This is a genomic window from Anaerovibrio sp. (assembly GCF_045637405.1).
Lineage (GTDB): Bacteria > Bacillota > Negativicutes > Selenomonadales > Selenomonadaceae > Anaerovibrio.
Map to the genome: position 1 here is coordinate 1 of NZ_JAZTZI010000171.1, position 23658 is coordinate 23658.

At 44.9% G+C, this 23658-nt stretch carries 20 protein-coding genes; 1 reads left to right on the top strand and 19 read right to left on the bottom strand.

Features of this window, described 5'->3' with window-relative positions; translation table 11 throughout:
* The 3 genes from ACKI5G_RS12430 to ACKI5G_RS12440 all read right to left on the bottom strand — a co-directional run.
* A partial coding sequence (locus tag ACKI5G_RS12430) for an ethanolamine ammonia-lyase reactivating factor EutA (protein ID WP_407400830.1) occupies nucleotides 1-207 on the bottom strand: 207 nt, incomplete at its 3' end.
* A gap of 3 nt (nucleotides 208-210) precedes the next feature.
* The gene (eat, locus tag ACKI5G_RS12435; RefSeq protein ID WP_407400832.1) at nucleotides 211-1590 is read right to left on the bottom strand and encodes an ethanolamine permease; all 1380 of its coding nucleotides are present in this window, start codon (nucleotides 1588-1590) and stop codon (nucleotides 211-213) included.
* 245 nt (nucleotides 1591-1835) lie between these two features.
* Nucleotides 1836-3923, bottom strand: coding sequence for a translation factor GTPase family protein (locus tag ACKI5G_RS12440; protein ID WP_027396423.1), 2088 nt, complete (start codon nucleotides 3921-3923; stop codon nucleotides 1836-1838).
* Nucleotides 3924-4216: 293 nt separating this feature from the next.
* Here ACKI5G_RS12440 and ACKI5G_RS12445 point away from each other — a divergent pair, with 293 nt between their 5' ends.
* Nucleotides 4217-5494, top strand: a complete 1278-nt coding sequence (locus ACKI5G_RS12445; RefSeq protein WP_407400834.1) for a serine dehydratase subunit alpha family protein — start codon at nucleotides 4217-4219, stop codon at nucleotides 5492-5494.
* A gap of 75 nt (nucleotides 5495-5569) precedes the next feature.
* On the opposite strand, the gene ACKI5G_RS12450 is transcribed toward ACKI5G_RS12445, so the two are convergent.
* The 16 genes from ACKI5G_RS12450 to fabK all read right to left on the bottom strand — a co-directional run bounded on the left by ACKI5G_RS12450 (nucleotide 5570) and on the right by fabK (nucleotide 23657).
* Nucleotides 5570-7156: a C69 family dipeptidase gene (locus ACKI5G_RS12450; protein ID WP_407400836.1), complete on the bottom strand. Its 1587-nt coding sequence runs from the start codon at nucleotides 7154-7156 to the stop codon at nucleotides 5570-5572.
* Nucleotides 7157-7294: 138 nt separating this feature from the next.
* The gene (gene fliD / locus ACKI5G_RS12455; protein ID WP_407400838.1) at nucleotides 7295-8149 is read right to left on the bottom strand and encodes a flagellar filament capping protein FliD; all 855 of its coding nucleotides are present in this window, start codon (nucleotides 8147-8149) and stop codon (nucleotides 7295-7297) included.
* Nucleotides 8150-8279: 130 nt separating this feature from the next.
* Nucleotides 8280-8624: an arsenate reductase family protein gene (locus ACKI5G_RS12460; protein WP_407400840.1), complete on the bottom strand. Its 345-nt coding sequence runs from the start codon at nucleotides 8622-8624 to the stop codon at nucleotides 8280-8282.
* Nucleotides 8625-8743: 119 nt separating this feature from the next.
* Nucleotides 8744-10276 carry a glutamine-hydrolyzing GMP synthase gene (gene guaA / locus ACKI5G_RS12465; protein WP_407400887.1) on the bottom strand — a complete coding sequence of 511 codons (1533 nt, stop codon included), beginning with the start codon at nucleotides 10274-10276 and terminating at the stop codon, nucleotides 8744-8746.
* A 125-nt stretch (nucleotides 10277-10401) separates the two neighbouring features.
* Nucleotides 10402-10890, bottom strand: coding sequence for a regulatory protein RecX (locus ACKI5G_RS12470; RefSeq protein ID WP_407400842.1), 489 nt, complete (start codon nucleotides 10888-10890; stop codon nucleotides 10402-10404).
* Nucleotides 10883-11926, bottom strand: coding sequence for a recombinase RecA (gene recA / locus ACKI5G_RS12475; RefSeq protein ID WP_407400844.1), 1044 nt, complete (start codon nucleotides 11924-11926; stop codon nucleotides 10883-10885). The genes ACKI5G_RS12470 and recA overlap by 8 nt, the downstream gene beginning before the upstream one ends.
* Nucleotides 11927-12157: 231 nt before the next feature.
* Nucleotides 12158-15361 carry an efflux RND transporter permease subunit gene (locus ACKI5G_RS12480; RefSeq protein ID WP_407400846.1) on the bottom strand — a complete coding sequence of 1068 codons (3204 nt, stop codon included), beginning with the start codon at nucleotides 15359-15361 and terminating at the stop codon, nucleotides 12158-12160.
* A gap of 12 nt (nucleotides 15362-15373) precedes the next feature.
* Nucleotides 15374-16543 carry an efflux RND transporter periplasmic adaptor subunit gene (locus ACKI5G_RS12485; protein WP_407400848.1) on the bottom strand — a complete coding sequence of 390 codons (1170 nt, stop codon included), beginning with the start codon at nucleotides 16541-16543 and terminating at the stop codon, nucleotides 15374-15376.
* A 209-nt stretch (nucleotides 16544-16752) separates the two neighbouring features.
* Nucleotides 16753-17562 (bottom strand): MBL fold metallo-hydrolase, encoded by an 810-nt coding sequence (locus ACKI5G_RS12490; protein ID WP_407400850.1) that lies wholly within the window; start codon nucleotides 17560-17562, stop codon nucleotides 16753-16755.
* A 116-nt stretch (nucleotides 17563-17678) separates the two neighbouring features.
* Nucleotides 17679-18395 carry a ribonuclease III gene (gene rnc / locus ACKI5G_RS12495; RefSeq protein ID WP_407400852.1) on the bottom strand — a complete coding sequence of 239 codons (717 nt, stop codon included), beginning with the start codon at nucleotides 18393-18395 and terminating at the stop codon, nucleotides 17679-17681.
* Between the two features lie 18 nt (nucleotides 18396-18413).
* Entirely contained in the window at nucleotides 18414-19658 is a 1245-nt protein-coding gene (gene fabF, locus ACKI5G_RS12500) for a beta-ketoacyl-ACP synthase II (protein WP_407400854.1), read from the bottom strand.
* A 17-nt stretch (nucleotides 19659-19675) separates the two neighbouring features.
* Nucleotides 19676-20620, bottom strand: coding sequence for an NAD(P)H-dependent flavin oxidoreductase (locus tag ACKI5G_RS12505; protein WP_407400855.1), 945 nt, complete (start codon nucleotides 20618-20620; stop codon nucleotides 19676-19678).
* Between the two features lie 95 nt (nucleotides 20621-20715).
* Nucleotides 20716-20946 (bottom strand): acyl carrier protein, encoded by a 231-nt coding sequence (locus ACKI5G_RS12510; protein WP_027396405.1) that lies wholly within the window; start codon nucleotides 20944-20946, stop codon nucleotides 20716-20718.
* A 42-nt stretch (nucleotides 20947-20988) separates the two neighbouring features.
* Nucleotides 20989-21732 (bottom strand): 3-oxoacyl-[acyl-carrier-protein] reductase, encoded by a 744-nt coding sequence (gene fabG / locus ACKI5G_RS12515; protein ID WP_027396404.1) that lies wholly within the window; start codon nucleotides 21730-21732, stop codon nucleotides 20989-20991.
* Nucleotide 21733: 1 nt separating this feature from the next.
* Nucleotides 21734-22675: an ACP S-malonyltransferase gene (fabD, locus tag ACKI5G_RS12520; RefSeq protein ID WP_407400858.1), complete on the bottom strand. Its 942-nt coding sequence runs from the start codon at nucleotides 22673-22675 to the stop codon at nucleotides 21734-21736.
* A 34-nt stretch (nucleotides 22676-22709) separates the two neighbouring features.
* On the bottom strand, nucleotides 22710-23657 hold the full coding sequence (gene fabK / locus ACKI5G_RS12525; protein ID WP_407400860.1) for an enoyl-[acyl-carrier-protein] reductase FabK: 948 nt from the start codon (nucleotides 23655-23657) through the stop codon (nucleotides 22710-22712).
* Nucleotide 23658: the final 1 nt, after the last annotated feature.

Sequence of the window (23658 nt, forward strand, 5' to 3'; positions counted from 1 at the left end):
AATGGACCTTAGAGCGGGGATATCAATATGGTTATCCGCCGTCAGTGGGGTAAAGTATATCTTACTTTTATAAATTATCTCTTTTTCCTTGATGCGGATTTCGGGAACCGCCGTATATGATATATTTTCCAGCTTTATGCGGCTGAATATCACCTGTGATGTGGTGGTTCCCAAATCAATACCGGCACTTAGAATTTCCTGCTCCATAATTTATTCCTGATCCAAATCATCCATAACACCAAATTCTTCTTCGTATGGACGGATATGCTTATTGCCATGGATAAAGTAATATGCAATAGCCACTATATAAATACCAGCCACATAAGGAAGAGCATCACTAGAAGCCATTACCAGACTTACTACACAGAAAATAGCCATTACCATGCTGATAATTGGAATAATAGGATAGGATACGCGGAATGGGCGCTTCAGGTTTGGTTCCTTGCTGCGCAAAATAAACAGGGAAATCAGAGAAGTAACATACATAACAACAGATCCATAGCAAGCAATGGTGATTACCAAATCAGTAAGACCTGTAAGTGCTGTAAAAAGACATACAATACCTGGCAGAATCAACGCCCATACAGGGGTATGATGCTTTTCATCAATATGTGCCAGGAACTTTGGCAGATAGCCGGTACGGGCCATAGCATAGGTCTGACGGGAATAGCCCACGATAATTCCATGGAGAGATGCAATCAAACCGAAAAGACCAATACCACTCATAAGAAGAACCGGCATGGAACCATCACCATATACAGAAGCCAAAGCCAATGGCAATGGGAAATCAACAGCGGAAACAGCCTCAACATTACCAAGACCAGCAGTAAGGAACAAAGTCAATGCTGCCATAACAAGCAGGGTAGCCATACCACTAAGGAAGCCCTTTGGAATATCCTTCTGAGGATTTACCATTTCCTCAGCACTCATGGCACCGCCCTCAATGGCCAGATAGAACCAGATTGCAAAAGGAACAGCTGCCATTACACCACTGAAACCGTTTGGAAGCAGTGGCTCGGACATTACCAGTGCAGGATCAAAATGAGGGGCTGCCAGGAACCAGTACACCACCAAGCCGAGGAGGGCAATTACTGTTACAGCCAGCTCAAAGGTGGCAGAGGTCTTCATTCCCAAATAATTCAGGAAGATGAAGAAGAAAAATGCAGCTACAGTTGCCACCATTGGGTCAATCATCGGAAGCAGGGCATGTACGTAACCACCTACAGCCAAGGCAATAGCCGGTGGAGCAAATACAAACTCTATAAGGCAGCTGATACCATTAAGATAGCCACCAAACTTTCCCAAAGCACGGCGGGCATAGGCTGAAGGACCGCCAGCATGTGGAATTGCTGTTGCCAGCTCCGAATATGACAAAATAAAGGTTACATAGAAAATGGTTACCGGTATAAGAGCCAATGCCAGGCCCATAACACCGCCCTCGGCAAAGCCATAGCTCCAGCCGAAGTAATTACCGGATATAACAAGGCCTACTGCCAATGACCACAAATGAATAGGCTTTAATACACGACTTAAATCTTCTTCCTTCTTTGGTACTTCCATTACTGCAGTACCACTATAATTCATGCTCATACATATTCCTCCCTTACTACTTTGCTTTAAACAAAAAAGCCGCCAAAGCTTCTCGTCAGAAACTTCGACGGCCCCATTGCCAAGCATATAAATATAATACCTAAATAACTACACTGACAGAAAAAGCTTCGCCTTACAGTGCCAAGAGCACTAGGGCGAAGCTTCATTGCTAGTCAGTATCAAGTTATGGGCTTAATATAAACTATTATTTTATTTTTGTCAACACTTTAAACAAAAGATAATTTTTATTCTTCATTGTCACTGGCTGCCAGCTTCTCCTGATATGCAGCGATAGCCTTGGACTGTACATCCTCAGGAGCCTGATCGTAGCGGGAGAATTCATAGGAGAAATCGCCCCGGCCACCAGTCATAGAGCGAAGCACCGTACTGTATCCATAGAGTTCCATCTGCGGAATCTCCGCTTCAATAATCTGCTTACCATTCATCGGGGTCATGCCCATTACACTGCCCCGACGCTTGTTCAGGTCACCAATAACATCACCTATGTAGGAATCAGGTACTGTTACCTTCAGCATTACAAATGGCTCCAAAAGAACTGCTCCTGCCTCCATAATCCCCTTCTTGAAGCACTGCTCTGCAGCAATCTTGAAGGAATTCTCTGAGGAATCAACGGAGTGATAAGAACCATCATAAAGGGTGGCATGAACGCCAACTACAGGATAGCCTGCCAATGGTCCCCGCTCACAGCCTGCGGCAATACCCTTTTCAACAGCAGGGAAGAAATTCTTTGGTACTGCACCGCCTACAACCTCTTCATCAAATACATACGGATCATTGGTACCAGATGGACCAAAGCGCATCTTTACATGACCATACTGGCCGTGTCCACCAGTCTGCTTCTTGTACTTAAACTCCACATCAGAACGCTTCTTTATGGTCTCACGGAAGGCAACCTTTGGTTTCTCTGTCTTAATCTCAGCCTTATACTCATTGAGAAGTCTGGACTGGATAATTTCCAGATGCAGGTCGCCCATACCATAAATCAAGGATTGACGGTTGGCATTATCACGTTCAAACTTAAAGGTCTGGTCCTCTGCGGCAATCTTCTGCATTGCCATGGCAATCTTATCCACGTCACCCTTCTTAACCGGCTTCCATCTCATGCAGGTATAAGGTGTCGGCAAATCCATCTTGGCATATACCACTGGATTATTCTTTGTAGACAAGGTATCACCAGTCTTAACCGCCGTCTGCTTGGCCAAAGCGCCCAAATCGCCAGCATGAAGCTCAGGAACCTCTGTAGCCTTGTTACCACGCAGTACGTACAGCTTACCAATTTTAAACTCATTGCCGGTACGCACATCATACATTATATCATCGGCCTTAACTACACCAGAGCGAATCTTTATCAAGCTGTAAAAACCAATAAATGGATCCGCGATAGTCTTAAACACAAATGCAGTTTTTGGCTTAAGAATATCAAAGTTTGCCTCGAAAATCTCATTTGTCTGGGCATTAATACCAGACATTTTGCGATTATCAGCGGATGGCATATATTTTACAATGTCGTCCAGCAAGGTATACACGCCGCGCTGAGCGATACCTGAGCCTGATTCCACAGGAATAATGGAGCCATCGGAAATGGCACTCCTTACGGCCGCACGAATCTCTGCCTCTGAGAAAGAGTCACCTGACAAATAACGGTCAAGAAATTCTTCAGATGTTTCTGCAACGGCCTCCATCAATGAATCATTATACTGATTGAGGTAGCTTACGGAATAGTCCGGAACCTCCTCCTCCACGGCCTCTTCCCCCTGATAACGGAAGGCCTTTTTCTGAATTACGTTGATATAGCCTGCCAGCTTTTCATCCTCACGCAATGGCATATTGAAAGGTGCAATCTTCTTGCCGAACATAACATTGAGATCATCCAGCACCTGACGATAGGAAACAGAGTCAATATCCATATCTGTAATAAAGAAAATTCTTGGCAGGTGATACTTCTCGCAAAGATCCCACGCACGCTCCGTTCCTGCCTCTACGCCGGCCTTTCCGGAAACCACAATAATAGCACCGTCCGCTACGCTCATGGCCTCATTGACCTCGCCCTCAAAGTCAAAGAATCCCGGAGTATCGAGAACATTAATCTTAAAATCATCCCATTCAACCGGAACCACAGAGGTAGATATGGAAATCTGCCTTTTAACTTCTTCCTTGGTACAATCGGAAATAGTGGAGCCATCTTCTATCTTGCCTGGTCTTGACACTATACCGCTCAGATAAGCCATTGCTTCAGCCAGAGTTGTCTTTCCGCAGCCACCATGGCCCAGCAAAACCACATTACGAATTTTGTCAGTAGTATAAACCTTCATGTTAACCCCTCCAAATTCTCTTAGAAGCCTCTCTCGATATCATATTTAATATTCTTTAATTATTCCCCTAATTATCGAAGCCTCCTCACAATAAAATCTTATGCTTTTAATATTCTCTAATTTTGGTCAAATTCCTCTAATTGCAAATATAATATTAATTTTTTGGCAAATAAATGATATAATTCAGTGTTCACATCAGCTCTGTGCCCACATCTATGGTCTAAAAGAGTATTTTTTTACCCATAAATGCGTTATAATTAAAACCAAATACAGGATTAGAAGGGTGAACTTACATGGAGAAAACTAGCAAAACCTATCAGGCATATATTGAAATACTCAAGCGTGAGCTGGTGCCAGCCATGGGCTGTACCGAACCTATTGCCATTGCATATTGCGCCGCCAAGGCCCGTGAGGCATTGGGAAAGCTTCCGGACAGAATCACAGTAGCTGCCAGCGGAAATATAATAAAAAATGTAAAAAGCGTTATTGTTCCAAATACTGATGGCCGTAAGGGTATCGAAGCTGCCGCCGCCATCGGGGTAGTGGCCGGTGATGCAAATGCCGCTTTGGAGGTAATCGCCCATGTAAAACCAGAGGATAAGGAAAAACTTGGCAAATACATGGAAAATACCGAAATTAATGTGGATGCTGCCCAATCTGAGCACGTATTGGATATCATCGTTACTGTATGGCATGGCAGTGATACCGCTGAGGTACATGTGGTAAATGAACATACCAATATTGTTAAAATTTCCAAAAACAATGAGATTCTCTTTGAAAAGAAAATCGTAGATTCCGTTGATACTGGCAAGCCAGATTATGAATGCATGACAATTGAGGATATTTACGATTTTGCCATGACCTGTGATCTTAACGACATCAAAGAAACCATTGATCGTCAGATTGCCTACAACACCGCTATTTCCGACGAGGGATTGAAAAACAACTATGGTGCCAATATAGGGAAAACCCTTCTGAAGGCTTATGGAAATGATGTTCATGTCCGTGCCCGGGCCCGGGCTGCTGCTGGCTCCGATGCCCGCATGAACGGCTGTGAAATGCCAGTGGTTATCAACTCTGGAAGTGGCAATCAGGGCATGACTGTTTCCCTTCCAGTTATTGAATATGCCAAGGAGCTGGGCAGCTCTCAGGAGGAGCTGTACCGTGCCCTTCTGCTATCCAATCTTGTCACCCTCCACGAAAAGGAGGGTATTGGCCGTCTTTCTGCCTACTGCGGAGCTGTAAGTGCCGGAGCCGGGGCAGGAGCTGGCATTGCCTGGCTGTGCACCAAGGATTACAGTGCCGTAATCCACACCATCGTCAATGCTCTTGCCATTACCTCCGGTATCGTCTGTGACGGCGCCAAAGCATCCTGTGCAGCCAAAATATCCGCTGCCGTGGATGCCGGCATTATGGGTTTTGAAATGTTCCGCAACGGACAGGAATTTTATGGTGGCGACGGTCTTGTTCTGAAGGGTGTGGAAAACACCATCAGAAACATCAGCCGCCTAGGCCGCATCGGCATGAAGGAAACAGACAAGGAAATAATCAAAATGATGATCGGACAATAAGTCTTTCCCGTAGAAAAGCAGGGCTGTCAATGACAACCCTGCTTTTTTTGTTCCTACACTAAGGCGTTTTTGAGTTTAATATTCCGTTGGTGTCTTCGGGTCAGGCATTCTGCCGCCGTATGTAACTCCCTGGCCACCATTGTATTTCTTCAAAAGCTCATGGGTCAGCTCCCGCCATTTGTGGAAATTATTAATGGCATTTTTCTCCAGAGCAGCAGCGAACTTCTCCCGACTGTGGCCCTTGTAAGACTTGACCAATCCCAAAGATGTTTTCTCCGAATCCTCCACGGCCTTGCTGACCATCGGTGACATAATATTGAAGAACCCCTGATTCAGGGCCATAACCTCGTTGGAGGCCCAATACAGTTTGTCCGGATTGTAGGTATCCCGCAGGGCCTTGTCATAGACCTTTGGAAGCTTGCCCACAGTAAGAGGTATGAAAGGATTTTCATACGGAGCATTGGTGGAGAACCATACCACCGGTGATGGCAGGGACTCATTGAGCTGCACAATGTGGGTATAAGACGTCTTGGCGGAAAGAATGGAACGCTGTCCCTCCTCCACCTCATAATGATAAGGTGAACCATAAAGCCCGGACAGAGGGCCCCTGGACTTATCATATTCTGTGCCGGCATAATAGTTGCGATACAAACGGGCCAAATCCTCTACTCCTAATTTCCTCTCAGGATGAATGGACAAAGGATATGTCTTGGCATCCCAGTCCGCCACTCTTGATGGCAGATTACGGGATGGAGCCACATCGTTCATGGCACTCCATACACGGCGCTGGGAATAGTATGGATGGTGGAATTCTCTTGACTCCATGGATCGTACCCAATCCAGATTTCCATTTTCATCATAGGCTGCCCATCCGGCATCCTTTATCATCTGAGGCAGCTTTGGATTAAAAATCTGGTCAGGATTTCCCTCTTTAATGGCACGAATTCTCAATTGATTGGCGGCAATGAAAAAGTCTCCGTCTGGAATCCTCTCCGCAATCCAAAAGCCTCCCTTTCCCCCGGGAGCTGGCTGCATTTCCAACACCCAGCACTCATTTTGGTCAGCCACCGCCAAGGTTTCTGCAGTACCCCATAAACCATACTCATCAATTAGACTGCCCATCAGTTCTATGGCTTCCCGGGAAGTCTTGCACCGTTCCAAAGCAACACGGCTCAGCTCTGCGGCGTAGAAAATACCTTCCCCTTCCCGATAAGGTGCCTCCGGCAAGTGAGCGGACATATCGGTGCATTCACCAAAAATCAGCCCGTGCTCATTGGCCACACCATAAGCCGCATCCATATAAGCATAGGTGTGCTCCACCTCCGGGATGTAGCCAATAGGCTTTGTCTTTGGACGTCCCGGATAATTATAGTCATCGCTGCGCTCCGGGGCCACCAGATTTGGCTGGGCAAAGCAGTTGTAGTCCGGCATTTCAGTCAATGCAGCCGCTGATGGATACACTGGCCGCATACTGCCGCGTGGATGGTCCTTGGCCGGTACAAAGGCAAGATTCATATCACTGCCAAAGCCATCATTGGAGTGTGAAACAATCATGCTCCCATCCTCGGAAGCCCCCTTGGTCACCACCATTACCGTACATGCTTCCGTACTGGCTCCCAGAAGCATAAGTGCAGTCATTCCTGCTGCAATAGTCTTTAACAATATGGCCACCTCCTATAAATTTAATCCTAGAAATCCGGGTACATATGCTGTATACGGGTACACTTCTACACGGGAGGTAGTATTCCTGCAAAAAAATAAAAAAAGCGTCCTGCTTGCACAGGACGCCATGTTTCAATATTACCAATACATATTTAAGAAATTGCCCATATAAGCATAGCCATTCATGCGTGTCATGGCACTGCTGGTATAAACCTGAGCCGTCTTCAACTCCTTGCCAAAAAGGGACTCAACAGATGGGAACAGTTTATCCTTTTGGGCATTTGCAGCGCTGATATGGGACTCGGTCTTCCCTGCCAGCCCATCCTTGCCCATGATACGGGATACCTTGTCCGGAGAATTGGTAATGGCATTAGCCAGCTTGTCCTCGTCCACAGTAAGACTGCCGTCCTTACCTACACTGATACCAATGCTGTTATAATTTGAAGCACGATAACTAGTATCGGCAAACATCTCACTTACCCGGCCCATACGCTTGGAAATGGAAGCATTGTCCTTCATAAAGCTAACAGTGTCATTGTAGCTGCTTACGAAGTCCTTTACGTTCTTCAGGGCAGTCTTCAGACCATCGCTCATCTCGGTCTGGGTGCTGGTAGTGGTCTTGCCGTCCTTATCAGTGGTGGTAACATCCTTCGTTGTCAAAGCATCCTTACCCACATTAAAATCAGTGGACTTCAGAGTCTTTAAGGACTTGGAAAGGTCATCCATCTTTGAACTGAAGTCCTCGTTGAAATCCTTTCTGGTACTTTCGTAGGAAGAAAGCAGCTCCCGGGCACTTTCCTTTACGCCATAGATATCAGCAGCATTAAAGCCAACACCGCTGCTGCTCTGATTATTGGCATAATTGTTCCACATTGTGGAAATGGCATTATTCTGATTTGCAGACTTTTTGCCACCGGAAGAAATGCCATAATTCTGAGTAAATTGGCTAAAACTGTAATTATTGTTAATCATAGAATTAATTGTCATAGCCATAAGTCATCCACCTTTCATCCTTGAAACCTCATACATCCTATATAGCAATAACAAAGCGCACAATTTTCCTATTGTGATTTTATCATATTTTAGCCTTTTTGTCACTGTATTTTAAACAAGAAGGAAGTGGTCATATTTCTGCCCATTCAGCTTCTTTAAAGCCTACCAACACCTTATCTTCGGCTACTAAAAGAGGACGCTTTACCAGCATACCATCAGTTGCCAATAATTTTAACTTTTCCTCCTCACTCATTGAAGGCAGCTTATCCTTCAGCTGCATTTCCCTATATATCATGCCACTGGTATTAAAGAATCTCTTTAATGGCAGTCCGCTCTTTTCATGCCACTCCTTAAGCTCCTCATAGGTAGGATTGTCTGTAGCAATATTTCTTTCAGTATATTGTATTTTATGTTCCTCCAGCCACTTCCGCGCCTTCTGACAGGTGGTACATTTTGGATAACATATAAACAACATAACAACATCCTCCTCACTAAAATACATTTCCTTACTCTATTCTATTTTCACCTAAACATTCCCTGCATCAATAAAAAAATTCCGCAAGAGTTGCATCACAATTCTTGCGGAATCTCATTTTATTCAAATTCAATAGTAGCAGGTGGTTTACTGGTGCAATCATACATTACACGGTTTACACCCTTTACCTCGTTTACGATGCGGTTGGTAACCTTGTGGAGAACCTCCCATGGAATCTGGGCGCTTTCAGCGGTCATAAAGTCACTGGTCATTACAGCTCTGAGAGCAATGGCATAATCATAGGTTCTGAAGTCACCCATTACGCCTACGGAACGCATATTGGTAAGAGCTGCGAAATACTGGCCAAGATTCTTGTCCACTCCAGCCTTGGCAATTTCCTCACGATAAATTGCGTCAGCATCCTGAACGATTTTTACCTTCTCAGCAGTTACCTCGCCAATAATACGAATACCAAGGCCAGGACCTGGGAATGGCTGACGATTTACCAGATATTCCGGAATCTCCAGCTCGCGGCCGGCCTTACGAACCTCATCCTTAAAGAGAAGACGAAGTGGCTCCACAATTTCCTTAAAGTCTACATAATCAGGCAGGCCGCCTACATTATGATGGGATTTAATTACTGCAGACTTTCCAAGGCCACTCTCAATTACATCCGGATAAATAGTACCCTGTACCAGGAAGTCCACTGCACCAATTTTCTTGGCCTCTTCCTCAAATACACGGATAAACTCCTCACCGATAATCTTACGCTTTGCCTCTGGCTCAGTTACACCCTTGAGCTTTTCATAGAAGCGCTCCTGGGCATTAACCCGGATAAAGTTCAAATCATAAGGACCATCTGGGCCAAAGACAGCCTCCACCTGATCCCCTTCATCCTTGCGGAGAAGTCCGTGATCTACAAATACGCAGGTAAGCTGCTTGCCAATAGCCTTTGACATGAGAACAGCTGCCACAGAGGAATCTACGCCACCGGAAAGAGCACACAGTGCCTTGCCGCTACCGATCTTCTCCTTCAGCTGCTTGATAGTAGTTGCCACAAAGGAATCCATGCGCCAGTCACCAGCGCATTCACAAACCTTGTAGACAAAGTTACTGAGCATCTTGGAGCCTTCCACGGAATGAAGGACCTCTGGATGGAACTGTACAGCATAAATCTTACGCTTCTCATCCTCCATACCAGCTACAGGGCATACAGGAGTGTCAGCGGTAATCCCAAAGCCATCAGGAGCCTTGGAAATATAATCGGTATGACTCATCCAACAGATAGTCTTGCTGGAAACGCCATCAAATAATTTTGAAGAAGAACTCTTGATAGCAACCTCTGTCTTGCCATACTCACTAACAGGGGCGGTGTCCACCTTGCCTCCAAGAAGATGGGCAATGAGCTGGGAACCATAGCAGATACCCAAAACAGGCACACCCAGTTCAAAAATTTCAGTGCTAATGGTAGCAGACTCAGGTTTATAAACGCTGTTTGGACCACCAGTAAAAATAATGCCCTTAGGGTTCATTTCCTTAATCTTCTCAATACTTAAAGTATTAGGGTGAACCTCACAGTATACATTACACTCACGAACACGGCGGGCAATCAGCTGATTATACTGACCACCAAAATCCAATACCAGTATCATTTCGTTTGCCAAGAGCTTTAGCCTCCTTCAATTTTAGTCTAGAACATTATACCCCAGTTATACAAATTTTTCCATCCTAAATGGAAAAATAAAGGAGACTGCCTAAGGCAATCCCCTAAAACTCTTTAATCATCTTCCTCCGGCCACTCCTGACGATAATCCTCAATGGCATCTCTGGCAGCACTGTAGTCAAAACCCTTACCATACATATACTGCTGCATTTTCCGAAAATCTGCCCCAGGCTTAAACCTGCTTCTTACTACCCTGCCTGCCTTTTCAAGCTCCCTGTCATATATGTCATCAGGAACACAGGAACGAACCAGTCCGCTGTCATAGCCCTTTTGCATCAGCTTTGCACAAATCTGCTTCACACTATAGCTGGAGGACTCATAAAGGTATTCAAAGCGCCTTCTGCAGCCCGCCTCGTCGTCTATATAGTGTTTGTCCTGAAGCCACTCTATAGTCTCCTTAATCTCATCCTCACTGTATTCCTTTCTTGTGAGCTTTTCCGTAAGCCTTCTTACACTTTGATCGCTTCTGGAGAGTAAATCCACCGCCTTGGCTTTGGCTGATAGTTTAGGCCTGTGTTTGCCACCAGGTTGTCTATTAATCATCACTGCCAGCCTTAGACTTCTTGCTTGGTGAAGTCAGCTTTTGCAATACAGCTTCATCCTTCAGCAGCTCATGAACCTTGCCTTCTATTTCCTCAAAGAGCTCCGGCTGATTTCTCAAAATCTCCTTAACAGTGTCCTTACCCTGACCAAGGCGAGTATCATTGTAAGAATACCAGGAGCCGCTCTTCTGGATGATTTCCAGATCAGCTGCAATATCTATAAGGCTGCTTTCACGGGACACACCTTCACCGTACATAATATCAAACTCAGCAACCTTAAATGGTGGTGCCACCTTATTCTTTACAACCTTGACTCTGGTTCTGTTACCCAATACATTTGTGCCCTGCTTCACCTGGTCATATTTGCGAACATCCAGACGTACGGAAGCATAGAACTTCAATGCGCGGCCACCAGTTGTGACCTCAGGGTTACCATACATAACGCCCACCTTTTCACGAATCTGGTTAATGAATATAGCTGTGGTACGGGACTTACTGATAACACCTGTGAGCTTGCGCATAGCCTGGCTCATAAGGCGGGCTAAAAGGCCCACATGGGCATCACCCATTTCGCCTTCAATTTCAGCCTTTGGAACCAGAGCTGCTACGGAATCCACTACGATAATGTCGATAGCACCGCTGCGCACCAGAGCTTCAGCAATCTCCAGGGCCTGCTCACCGGTATCTGGCTGGGAAATCAGCAAATTATCGATATCTACCCCCAGCTTCTTGGCATATACAGGATCCAGGGCATGCTCCGCATCAATAAATGCCGCAATACCACCATTTTTCTGTGCCTCAGCAATCATGTGCAAAGTAACTGTTGTTTTACCGGAGGATTCTGGTCCGTAAATCTCAATAATACGTCCGCGAGGAATACCGCCTACGCCTAAGGCTATATCCAACGGCAGAATACCTGTAGGAATAACCTCCACATTCATGTTGTTGGCAGCATCGCCAAGACGCATAATAGCACCCTTGCCATAATCCTTTTCAATCTGCTTCAACGCACTTTTTAACGCTTCTTCCTTCTCCATTAATATAAAACTCCCTTCTATGTTAACATGTTATTTTTTTAGAATATGCATTCTATATTTTCATTTCACTGCTATGTATTATACCAAACAAAAGTTTTTAATACAATACCTATTATTACCTTGGCAAAAATATCGTCCACCTATTTATTACATTTACATTATACTTCTTTTTAACTAAAAAATGAAGCTATTTGTTGAGAATAGCTTCATTTTATTAAACACTGTTATGTTTTATACAAACTTCTTATCATGTTCCTTCTTTTTCTTCTTGTTCCATCCCACCATATCGGCAAACCGAACAGTGATGATGTAGAAGGAAGGAATAATAAAGATACCGATAAAGGTTGCAAATAACATACCACCAACTACGGCAACACCCATACCATTACGAGCCGCTGCACCGGCACCAGAGGCCACAGCCAATGGCAAACAGCCGATGATGAATGCAAAGGAAGTCATGAGAATTGGACGAAGTCGGAGTCCGGCGGCTTCAATAGCTGCCTTCAGAGGATTCATCCCCATATCAGCACGGGCCTTGGCAAATTCAACGATCAAAATCGCATTTTTTGCTGACAAACCAATGAGCATGATTACACCAATCTGCATATACACGCTATTCTGAAGGCCTGCATTAGGACCAACAGTCAAAGTCTCCAACAAGCTAATAGCCAATTCGGAGAACAACGCGCCAAATATACCTACTGGTACGCAAAGAATAACGGCAAACGGTACGCTCCAGCTTTCATAGAGAGCTGCCAAACAAAGGAATACAAAGACAAGGGCCAAAGCCAATACCTTACCAGTGGAATCACCACTCTTGATTTCCTCACGTGCCTGACCGGACCACTCAATATGATAACCGTTAGAAGCAACTTCATTTACAATTTCCTCCATTGCAGCAATAGCCTGACCGGAAGAATAACCATTTGCAGCATTACCCTGGAAGGATACAGCCTTGGATGCATTGAAACGATGTACAATTGAAGGAGCTGTACTCATTCTTGGAGTAAGTAATGACTCCAAAGGAATCATCTCGCCGGAGCTGTTGCGGACAAACATAAACCGCATATCATCAGCAGCAGTACGATATGCCTTATCCGCCTGCAGCATAACCTTGTAGCTTCGGCCAAATTCATTAAAGTCGTTTATCTGATTACCACCGTAGAATACCTGCATGGTGTTAAAGATATCAGACAGCTTAACACCAAGGCTCTTGGCCTTATCACGGTCAATATCATATTGTACAATCGGAGAATTAACCTTGAAGGTTGAACGGACACCCTGCAATTCAGGACGCTGATTTGCAGCAGCTACAATTTTCTGGGAAACCTCATTTAATTCTTCATCGGTGTGACCCGACAAATCCTGAAGCTCCATCTGCCAACCACCTACGTTACCAAGACCTGGCAACGCCGGCATGTTAAATGCCACTACCTGGGCCTCCGGAGCAACCTTGGCACCTATGGCAAAGGTTTTTCCAATAAGGGCATTAATGGACAAATCAGGCGTGGTTCGTTCATCCCAATTTTTCAAGCCGACGAACATAGTTCCGGCATTTGATTTAGTACCAAAGGAGAAAATATCAAAACCAGTGATGGCAATAACATTATTTATGCCATCCATACTCTTTACTGCAGTGGATACATTATCCATTGTAATGGAAGTCTGGTTAATAGATGTACCCTCTGGCAGGGATACGGAAATTGCATAATACCCCTGGTCCTCATCCGGAACGAAGGTACTAGGTACAATCTTATAAAGCAGGCCAGTAAGACCTGTTATAATAACGATGAGGATGACCGCATACTTGGCATTTCCAATGAACCAGCCAACTACCCCCTGGTAGCTGATGCGAATTTCATTGAACTTGTCATTAAACCTTTTAAAGAATCGATCTAATACACTGCTATCCCGTTCCTGCTTGGCTTCATAATCCACTGGCTTAAGGATCATGGCACACAGAGCCGGGGTAAGGGTCAACGCCACAAAGGCCGACAACGCCATGGATATAGCAATGGTCAAGGCAAACTGACGATACAGTACACCCATCATACCGCCCAAGAAAGCAACTGGTATGAATACAGCGGCCAATACAAAGGCAATGGCTACTACCGGCCCCTGTACCTCATCCATGGCCCGCTCAGTAGCATCAATAGGGGTAAGGCCTGTACTCATGTGATGCTCTACATTCTCGATAACAACGATAGCATCATCAACTACCAGACCTATGGCCAAAACCATAGCAAACAAGGTCAGAGTATTAATAGAGAAATCCAAAATTATAAAGGCAATAAAGGTACCAATCAGAGATACAGGAACAGCCAACAATGGTATCAAGGTTGCCCGCCAGTTCTGAAGGAATATAAATACAACCAATACTACCAGTAACAGAGCCTCTACAAAGGTCTCAACTACTTCCTTGATGGAGGACCCGATAAACTCTGTAGTATCTACGATATACTGCAGCTTTAAATCAGGAGGGAAAGATTTTTCCGCTTCTTCCAAAATCTCACGTACTTCGGCTACAGTAGTCATGGTATTGGCATCTTCTGTCAGCTGTATACCAAAAGCAACTGTGTTAGGAGCACCATTCATCTTGGAGAAAACTGCATACTGCTTGGCACCCTTTTCTACTCTGGCCACATCCTTCAGATGCACCATGGTACCATTATTATCTCTCTTGATTACGATATTACCAAATTCTTCAGAGGTAACAAGTCGACCGTCGATTTTACCGGTAAACTGCTTTTCCTGTTGGTCACGGATTGGCAATGCACCTACAGTACCAGCAGGAGCCTGAAGGTTCTGCTCATTAATAGCATCGACGATATCACTTACAGTAAGATTCAGCTCTGCCAGACGATCTGGATTCAACCATATACGCAAGGCATGGTCAGCACCAAAAGCCTGTACCGAACCTACACCATCAACACGCTTAATTCTATCAATCAGATAAATATCCGAATAGTTTTTTATCCAGGTACTGTCGAAGGTTCCTTCCGGGGATACCAGTGCCGCCATAAGGGCCATGGTATTTGAAGATTTCGATGTAACAACACCTACTGTTTTTACTGTATCTGGCAACGTAGGATTTGCAACGGCTACAGCATTCTGCACCTTTACTGAATCCATGTCACCATCAGTACCCAACTCAAATACAACAGATAATGAATAATAACCGGAATCAGAAGCATTGGAATACATATAGTCCATGCCCTGAACACCGTTAACCTGTTGCTCGATAATCTGAGCCACTGTCTCATTTACTACCTTGGCATTTGCACCAGTATATGTTGTAGTTACAGATATGGTTGGCGGTGCAATCTGCGGATATTGGGCAATAGGAAGCTGAAAAGCAGAAATCAGACCACCAATAACAATAATAAGGGATATAACTATCGCAAATATTGGTCTATGTATGAAAAATTTAGACACCAGTCTACCCCCTTATTCGTGCTTTTCAACAAATGAGAAGCCCATATCATCTGCAGAAACCGTCGTTACTGCCATCTCTACACCCTCAGTAAGATTTGTAAGTCCCTCAACTACAACCTGCTCGCTGCCGTTAAGACCACTCTTAATTACATAATAACTTCCTACACTTTCACCCAGCTCTACAGGAACAACAACGGATTTATTGCCTTCGCCAACAATGATGACAAAGGATTTACCCAAAAGCTGCTGAACGGAACGCTGAGGAACCAAAACTGCGTCCTTGATAGTATCCCCCACCAGACGGGCACGGGCAAACATGCCCGGAATCAGGACACCCTTGGAATTATCAAACTGAGCCTTAAGCATAAGGGAAGATGTGCTGCCCTCCATGGCGCGATCAACTGCCACAACGTTACCAAGACCTGGGTATTCCTTGCCATCAGAAAGAACGATGCGAACATTTTTAGTTGGCAGAGCCTGTCCAGGAACTACGGAATTATCAACATATTTAAGATACTCAGCCTCACTGACGCTGAACTGTACCATCATAGGGTTGCTGGTACCAATAGTAACCAGAGCTGTAGTACCGGCAGCAGCATAAGTACCGACTGCAACATCATCAACGGACAGCTTACCACTCATTGGGGCATAAACTACCGTATCATCAAGATTCTGCTGTGCTGTCTGCACCAGCGCCTCCATGGCGGAAACATTTGCTGCAAGGGCATTTACCTGAGCCTGCTGATTGGTCAGAACCTGCTCAGAAATTGCCTCAGCGGCAAAAAGCTGCTGATCTCTGGCCAAATCCACTTTGGCATTATTAAGATTAGCCTGAGCCTGGGCGAGATTAGCCTGAGCATTCAAGAGCGCAGCCTGATATGTTCTTGAGTCTATTCTGTACAAAGCCTGACCAGCCTGAACCTGGTCACCACCCTTAATGTACTTCTCCACAATAGTACCGGAAACCTTGGAAGTCACCTTGGTGGTGTCCTTGCCAATAACAGTACCCGGATATTCCAGAGTAACAGGGGTGTCACGCTTAATAACATTCATAGCCTTAACCTGAGGTGCTCCCCCACCCTGACGCTGGCCAGCCATCTGTGACATAAGGAACATGTAGCCGCCTATAACTGCTGCAATAACAGCAACGACACATATTACAATACCTTTTTTAGATAACAAGTCATATTCCTCCTCATATAAATATTAAAAACTTGTGTAACATTATTAGATAAAACAAACTTCCGCTATAATATGCTACAGCAGAAAAAAAACATTGTCAACGCAAACTAGGTACGAACTATAAGCTTTCATATAACTCGTACCTAGCCTCACTAGCCTATTATATGTTTTTCTCAGAAGTATACGGTTAGAATAAGATTAAATTTAGATTAGAATTCAATAACTTCAAGGTCATCAGGAACAAAAACATTGCCGTCAAAATACTGCTTTGCCTCTGCCGTATATGCAGCTTTGCGAGTATCGATTGTCTTGTCCTCCGTATGATAGAGAATCAGGTTCTTCACTTCAAGTGTCTTGGCAAGCTCAGCAGCCTCCTTGCAGGTGCTGTGATGCTTCTCATAAGGCTTGAAGATCTCCCTGTCCTCATATTTACAGAAGGCCTCAGAGAGCATCCAATCAGATCCCTTGGCATATTCTTCACAGCCTTCACTAAATGGCTCATCCCCCAGACAGGTCATCATAAGGTTATCATCCTTGAACTGGAGCTGATAGCCAAACTGCTTTGCCTTGGTGGAATAAATATCGAAGACATTAATATCAAAATTAGGGAGCTCGATAACCTGGCCATCCCAAATCTCATGAATAATGATATCATCACCAATGTGCTCAAAGTCCTTGCGCTTCAACATCATTTCACACATGCTGAGAAGAATATCCTTTACCTCATCGTGGCAATAAACATGAAATTCGCCGTCATATTTACTGCTGTTCATCAATGAAGCAATCTTTCTGATAACCCACACTGCACCCATAATATGGTCAGTATGGGCATGGGTGATATACATGTGGTGAAGCTTATTATAGTCCGCTCCTGCCAGCTCCAGCTGACGAAGTATTCCGTTACCACCACCGGCATCCGTCAAAAACAGCTGTCCATCTGATGTCTCAATCAGAAAACAGGTGTTAAATACCTTGGTAACCATGGCATTGCCAGTACCTAAAAAAATAAGCTTCCTCATGTTATTACCTCCCATAATGCAATGTAATATATTATTCGCTCATATAGAAATTCTTAAACTTGTCCTCTTACTCCTAATAATAAAGGACTGTTGCCAATAACGCAACAGTCCTTTAATTATTTATTCATTTTTTCTAGAGCCTGCTTGGCAGCCTGCTGTTCAGCGGCCTTCTTGCTTGGGCCAGTTCCAATTCCTAAAACTTCATCATTAAGCCTTACTTCAAATTTAAACACTTTGGCATGATCAGGGCCATCAGAACCAATCATGCAGTAGGAGATTTTATTCTCTCCATGTCGCTGAACCAACTCCTGAAGCATTGTTTTATAATCCTTCACTGTGGATACGCCCTTCTCCACCTGTTCAAGGTGTTCCTCCAACTGACGGATGACGTAAGCCTGGGCACAAGCCCAGCCCTGGTCCATATAAATTGCCCCAATTACTGCTTCAAAGGCATCCTCCAAAATAGATGCACGTTTGCGGCCACCAGAGCTTTGCTCTCCGTGCCCCAAAAGCAGATAATCACCCAGATTAAGCTCAGCTGCACGGCTGGAAAGACTTGCTTCACATACAACAGCTGCTCTGGACTTAGTAAGATCTCCCTCAGGAAGTTCTGGGAAATGTTTAAAAAGATAGGTGCTGATAGCAAGCTCCAGCACCGCATCTCCTAAAAACTCCAAGCGTTCATTATGCTCTACACGAATGCGAGACTCATTTGCATAAGAGGTGTGGGTAAGGGCCTGATGAAGCCAACCGATGTGCCTGAATCGCACACCCAGCTGGCCTGCAAGTCCTTCCAAGCGCCTCCTGCGTTCTGCAGTCACACGCTCAACCATAATAAATCACTCAACTTCTTACTTAGAATATTTTTTTAATACAATACAAGCGTTATGTCCGCCAAAGCCAAGGTTATTGGACAATGCAGCGCGGACAGTTTTTGCCTTTGCCTTGTTAGGTACATAATCGAGATCCAGGCCCTCGTCCGGAGTCTCATAATTAATGGTAGGTGGAAGCATATCATTCTCAACCGCCAAAGCAGTTGCAATACACTCAATACCACCGGCAGCACCAAGAAGGTGACCGGTCATGGACTTAATAGAGCTTACGGAAACTTCCTTTGCATGCTCGCCCCAAACAGTCTTGATTGCCTCAGTCTCTGTAAGGTCATTGAGATGAGTAGAAGTACCATGAGCATTGATGTAATCAACCTCAGATGGCTCAAGTCCTGCATCCTCAAGAGCCTTTGCCATGCACTTGGCAGCCTGGGCACCATGTGGAGCTGGGGAAGTAATATGATAAGCATCAGAATTTGCGCCATAACCTACGACTTCAGCATAAATATGAGCGCCACGCTTCTCTGCATGCTCTAAAGTTTCCATAACAATAATACCTGCGCCCTCACCCATGATGAAACCGCTGCGGTTAGCATCAAACGGTCTGGAAGCATGTGCCGGATCATCATTGTGATCAGTGCACAGAGCCTTCATGGAACAGAAACCAGCTACTGCGGCCTGGGAAATGCTGGCCTCAGTACCACCGGCAACCATAACATCAGCCTCACCGCGCTGAAGAACGCGGAAAGCATCACCAATGTTGTTAGTACCAGTAGCACATGCAGTAACGACACAGCTGCTTGGGCCCTTCAAACCAAGAGCAATAGAAACATGACCTGCAGCCATGTTACCAATCATCATTGGAATAAAGAACGGACTGATTTTGCTTGGTCCCTTATCAAACAGCTTCTCATACTGGCTGTGCATGGTTTCAATACCACCAATACCACTACCTACGAAGGTACCGATACGGTCGCAATCCTCAGCCTCAAGATCAAGCTTTGCATCCTCAACAGCCATCTTTGCTGCCGCAACTGCAAACTGGGCATAGCGGTCAATACGCTTTGCCTCTTTCTTGTCCATGTAATCAGCAGGATCAAAATCTTTTACCTCGCCAGCGATCTGAGATTTGTACTCAGATGCATCAAAACGAGTAATTTTATCAATGCCGTTTTTGCCTTCCAGCAGGGACTTCCAAAAAACATCCTTGCCAGTACCAACTGGACTGATTACGCCAAGGCCGGTAATTACAACACGATTAGACAAAATTAACACCTCACAATTCAATTAATAACAGCAAGTTCTGCCTTAAGCTGCTGGAAAATTTCTTCTACAGTCAATATCTTATCTATAGTTGGTAAATATTCACCAGTAAACACAAGACCTGTTTCAACATCACCCTGCTGAGCACGGCTAAGAGCTCTGATAATGCAGAAGTTATGCTTGCAAGCCTTAAGACAGTTATCGCATTTAGTTGGCGGTACAGGACCATCCATGATTCTAGCAGCCCAAGGATTTCTAACTGCACGGCCCGGCAAACCTACCGGACTATGGATAACCACCACATCCTCTGGCTTTGCCTTTAAATAATATTCTTTCAAGGCTGGGGCACTGTTAGCCTCAACACTGGCAGCAAAGCGGGAACCCATCTGGACACCACTTACGCCCATTTTTATTAAATCAGCAATATCCTGGCCATGGAGAACCCCACCTGCAGCAATTACAGGAATGTCCACAGAATCAACGATATCCGGAATGATTGTCTTAATAGACTGATCAGTTCCAAGATGACCGCCTGCCTCCTTGCCTTCAACTATAATAGCTGCGGCACCAAGACGCTGAGAAATTTTCGCTAATTTTACTGATGATACAATTGGAACAACTGGAGTTCCGGATTTCTGGCCAAGGCCAAATATATCACGGGAAAAACCTGCACCAGCAACCACAAGGTCAATACCTTCATCAATAGCAGTGTTTACAATCTCTGCAAATTTCTTTGCGGCAAACATTATATTGATACCGATAATCCCATTTGACAGTGCACGGGCCATCCTGATTTCATAACGAAGCTCATCATTGGTCATGCCAGATGCAGCAATCAGGCCGATACCGCCTTGATTTGCAACGGCTGCAGCCAATCTGCCTGTAGATAAACGTATCGCCATGCCGCCTTGAATAATTGGCATCTTTGCAATTTTATCGCCAATTTTAAGTTCAGGAAGCTTCAAAATTACTCCTCCATTCATGGGGCGGTACTTACCTTCTTTAGAAAATCCCGCGAAGTTACTTCACGGGACTTTCTTAAAGGTAAGACGCAAAAAGCTTATTTGTTCTGGTCAATGAAAGTTACAACGTCCTGAACGGTCTTAATCTTTTCAGCTGCGCTATCTGGAATTTCGATGCCGAACTCCTCCTCAAAAGCCATGATGAGCTCAACAATATCAAGAGAATCAGCGCCTAAATCATCGATAAAAGTGGACTCGATTGCAACATCATCAGCATCTACACTTAACTGATCAACAACGATATCTCTTACTTTCTCAAAAGTAGACATGTATGGTTCACCTCCTCAAACAAGTTTCATCTATAGACTATATTACATAACCATGCCACCATCAACATTGATGACCTGGCCAGTAACATAAGATGCATTATCAGACACCAGGAACAGAACTGCATTGGCAACATCTTCCGGTGCGCCAACTCTGCCCAGTGGAATACCAGCTACCATAGCCTCACGAACATTCTCTGGAAGAACGGAGGTCATGTCGGTATCTATATAGCCTGGTGCTACCATATTTACGGTAATACCACGTGAAGCAAGCTCCTTTGCCATGGTCTTGGAAAAACCAATTACACCAGCTTTGGCTGCGGAGTAGTTCGCCTGACCGGCATTACCAGTAAGGCCAACAACTGAAGCCATATTTACAATGCGGCCTGCCCGCTTCTTCATCATGAGCTTGGAAACAGCCTTGGTGCAATAGAATACGCCTTTAAGGTTAGTATTAATAACTGCATCCCAATCCTCTTCCTTCATTCTCATGAGAAGGCCATCACGGGTAATACCAGCATTATTAACGAGAATATCAATACCACCGAATGTATCAACTACTTCCTTAATCATAGCATCAACGGACTCACCGTTGGATACATCGGCCTGCACAATCATAGCCTTGCCACCAGCCGCTTCAATAATGGACTTAACCTCTTCAGCAGCCTTTGCGTTGCCTGCATAATTAATAGCAACAGCAGCCCCCTCAGATGCCAGCTTGATTGCAATGGCACGGCCTATACCGCGGGAACCGCCCGTAACGAGGGCAGACTTTCCATCTAAAAGCATATTAGCGAACCTCCTTGAAATAGTCAAGCGTTTTTTCTAAGGACTCAACATCTTCAACATTAAGGCTCTTAATGGCCTTATCGATTCTACGATTGAAGCCGCAGAGGGTCTTTCCAGGACCTGCCTCCAAGAGAGTATCAGCACCAAATTCCTGCATCTGGGCTACACAATCCTCCCAAAGAACTGGGCTTGCAGCCTGTGCTACCAAAGCTGTCTTAATCTCATCAGCATTGGTAAGAACATGAGCATTAACATTTGCTACTACGGGAATCTTGGCATCAGACATGGTCACCTTATCAAGCTCTACAGCGAGCTTCTCAGCTGCCGGCTTCATAAGAGTGCTATGGAATGGAGCACTTACTGGCAAAATAACTGCCTTCTTGGCACCTGCTGCCTTCAGCTCCTCAACAGCCTTTTCTACACCTAAGGTTGCACCAGCAATAACGGTCTGGCCAGGGCAGTTCAGATTAACAGCCTGTACAGGGCTCTCAGAGTTGATGGCCTCACAGATTTCAATAATCTTGTCACGATCAACACCAATAATAGCAGCCATGCCGCCTTCACCTACCGGAACAGCCTCCTGCATGAACTCACCACGCTTATGAACCAAAGCAACGGCATCCTGGAACTTCAGTACACCAGCAGCGACCAAAGCAGAATACTCACCCAAAGAATGACCGCCGGTAATATCAGGCTGAACACCATTATCCTTCAGAATTTCATTGGCAATACAGCTAATGGTAAGAATTGCTGGCTGAGTATTTGCAGTCAGCTTCAAATCTTCCTCAGGACCCTCGAAGCACATCTTCATTATGGAATATCCAAGTGCCTCATCAGCCTCTTTAAAGAGCTTCTTTGCCACATCGTAGTGATCGTAGAAGTCCTTACCCATACCAACCTTCTGGGCACCCTGTCCAGGGAAAACAAAAGCAAGTTTACTCATTTTATATTCTCCATATTATTACATTAACAAATTTTTATTTTGAAAAAGCCACAACTCTGTCTCTTGCAGCTGCAAGACCGGAAACAAGTTCTTCCATAATAACAGCAACTGGCTTAATTTCATCCAACATTCCGGAAATCTGACCGATCATAACGGAACCATTTTCAACATCGCCCTTATGGGTAGCCAAATTCAGGCGACCGGCACCGAACTTCTCCAGCTCCTCCACAGAAGCCTGCTTAGCCTCAAGCTCCGCATACTCACGGGTCATCTTATTGCTGAGTACTCTTACAGGATGACCAGTGGAACGACCAGTAACAACAGTGGAACGATCCTTTGCCTTCAGTACAAGATTCTTGTAGTTTTCATGAGCAATACACTCCTCAGATACTACAAAACGGGTTCCCATCTGAACACCGGAAGCACCAAGAGCAATAGCTGCTGTTATTCCACGGGAATCACCAATACCACCAGCTGCAATAACTGGCACATCAACAGCATCTACTACCTGTGGAACCAAAGCCATAGTGGTAATATCGCCAATATGACCACCAGACTCAGTACCCTCGGCAATAACTGCATCAACGCCGGAACGAACCAAACGCTTGGCAAGTGCCACAGATGCAACTACCGGAATAACCTTTGTACCGACCTCTTTAAGAGCTGGCAAATATTCGGCAGGATTACCTGCACCAGTTGTTACAACTGCTACACGCTCGTCAACAACTACCTGCATAACCTCCTTAACAAAAGGAGACATGAGCATTATATTTACACCGAATGGCTTGTCAGTCCATTTTTTGGCCTTCTGAATCTCTGCTCTCAAAATATCCGGAGGCATGTGACCTGCGCCAATAATACCAAGACCGCCAGCATTGGATACTGCGGATGCCAGCTCTGCTGTACCAATCCATGCCATGCCGCCCTGAAAAATAGGGTACTTGATATTCAATAACTTACAAATTGGATTTTCCTCAAACATG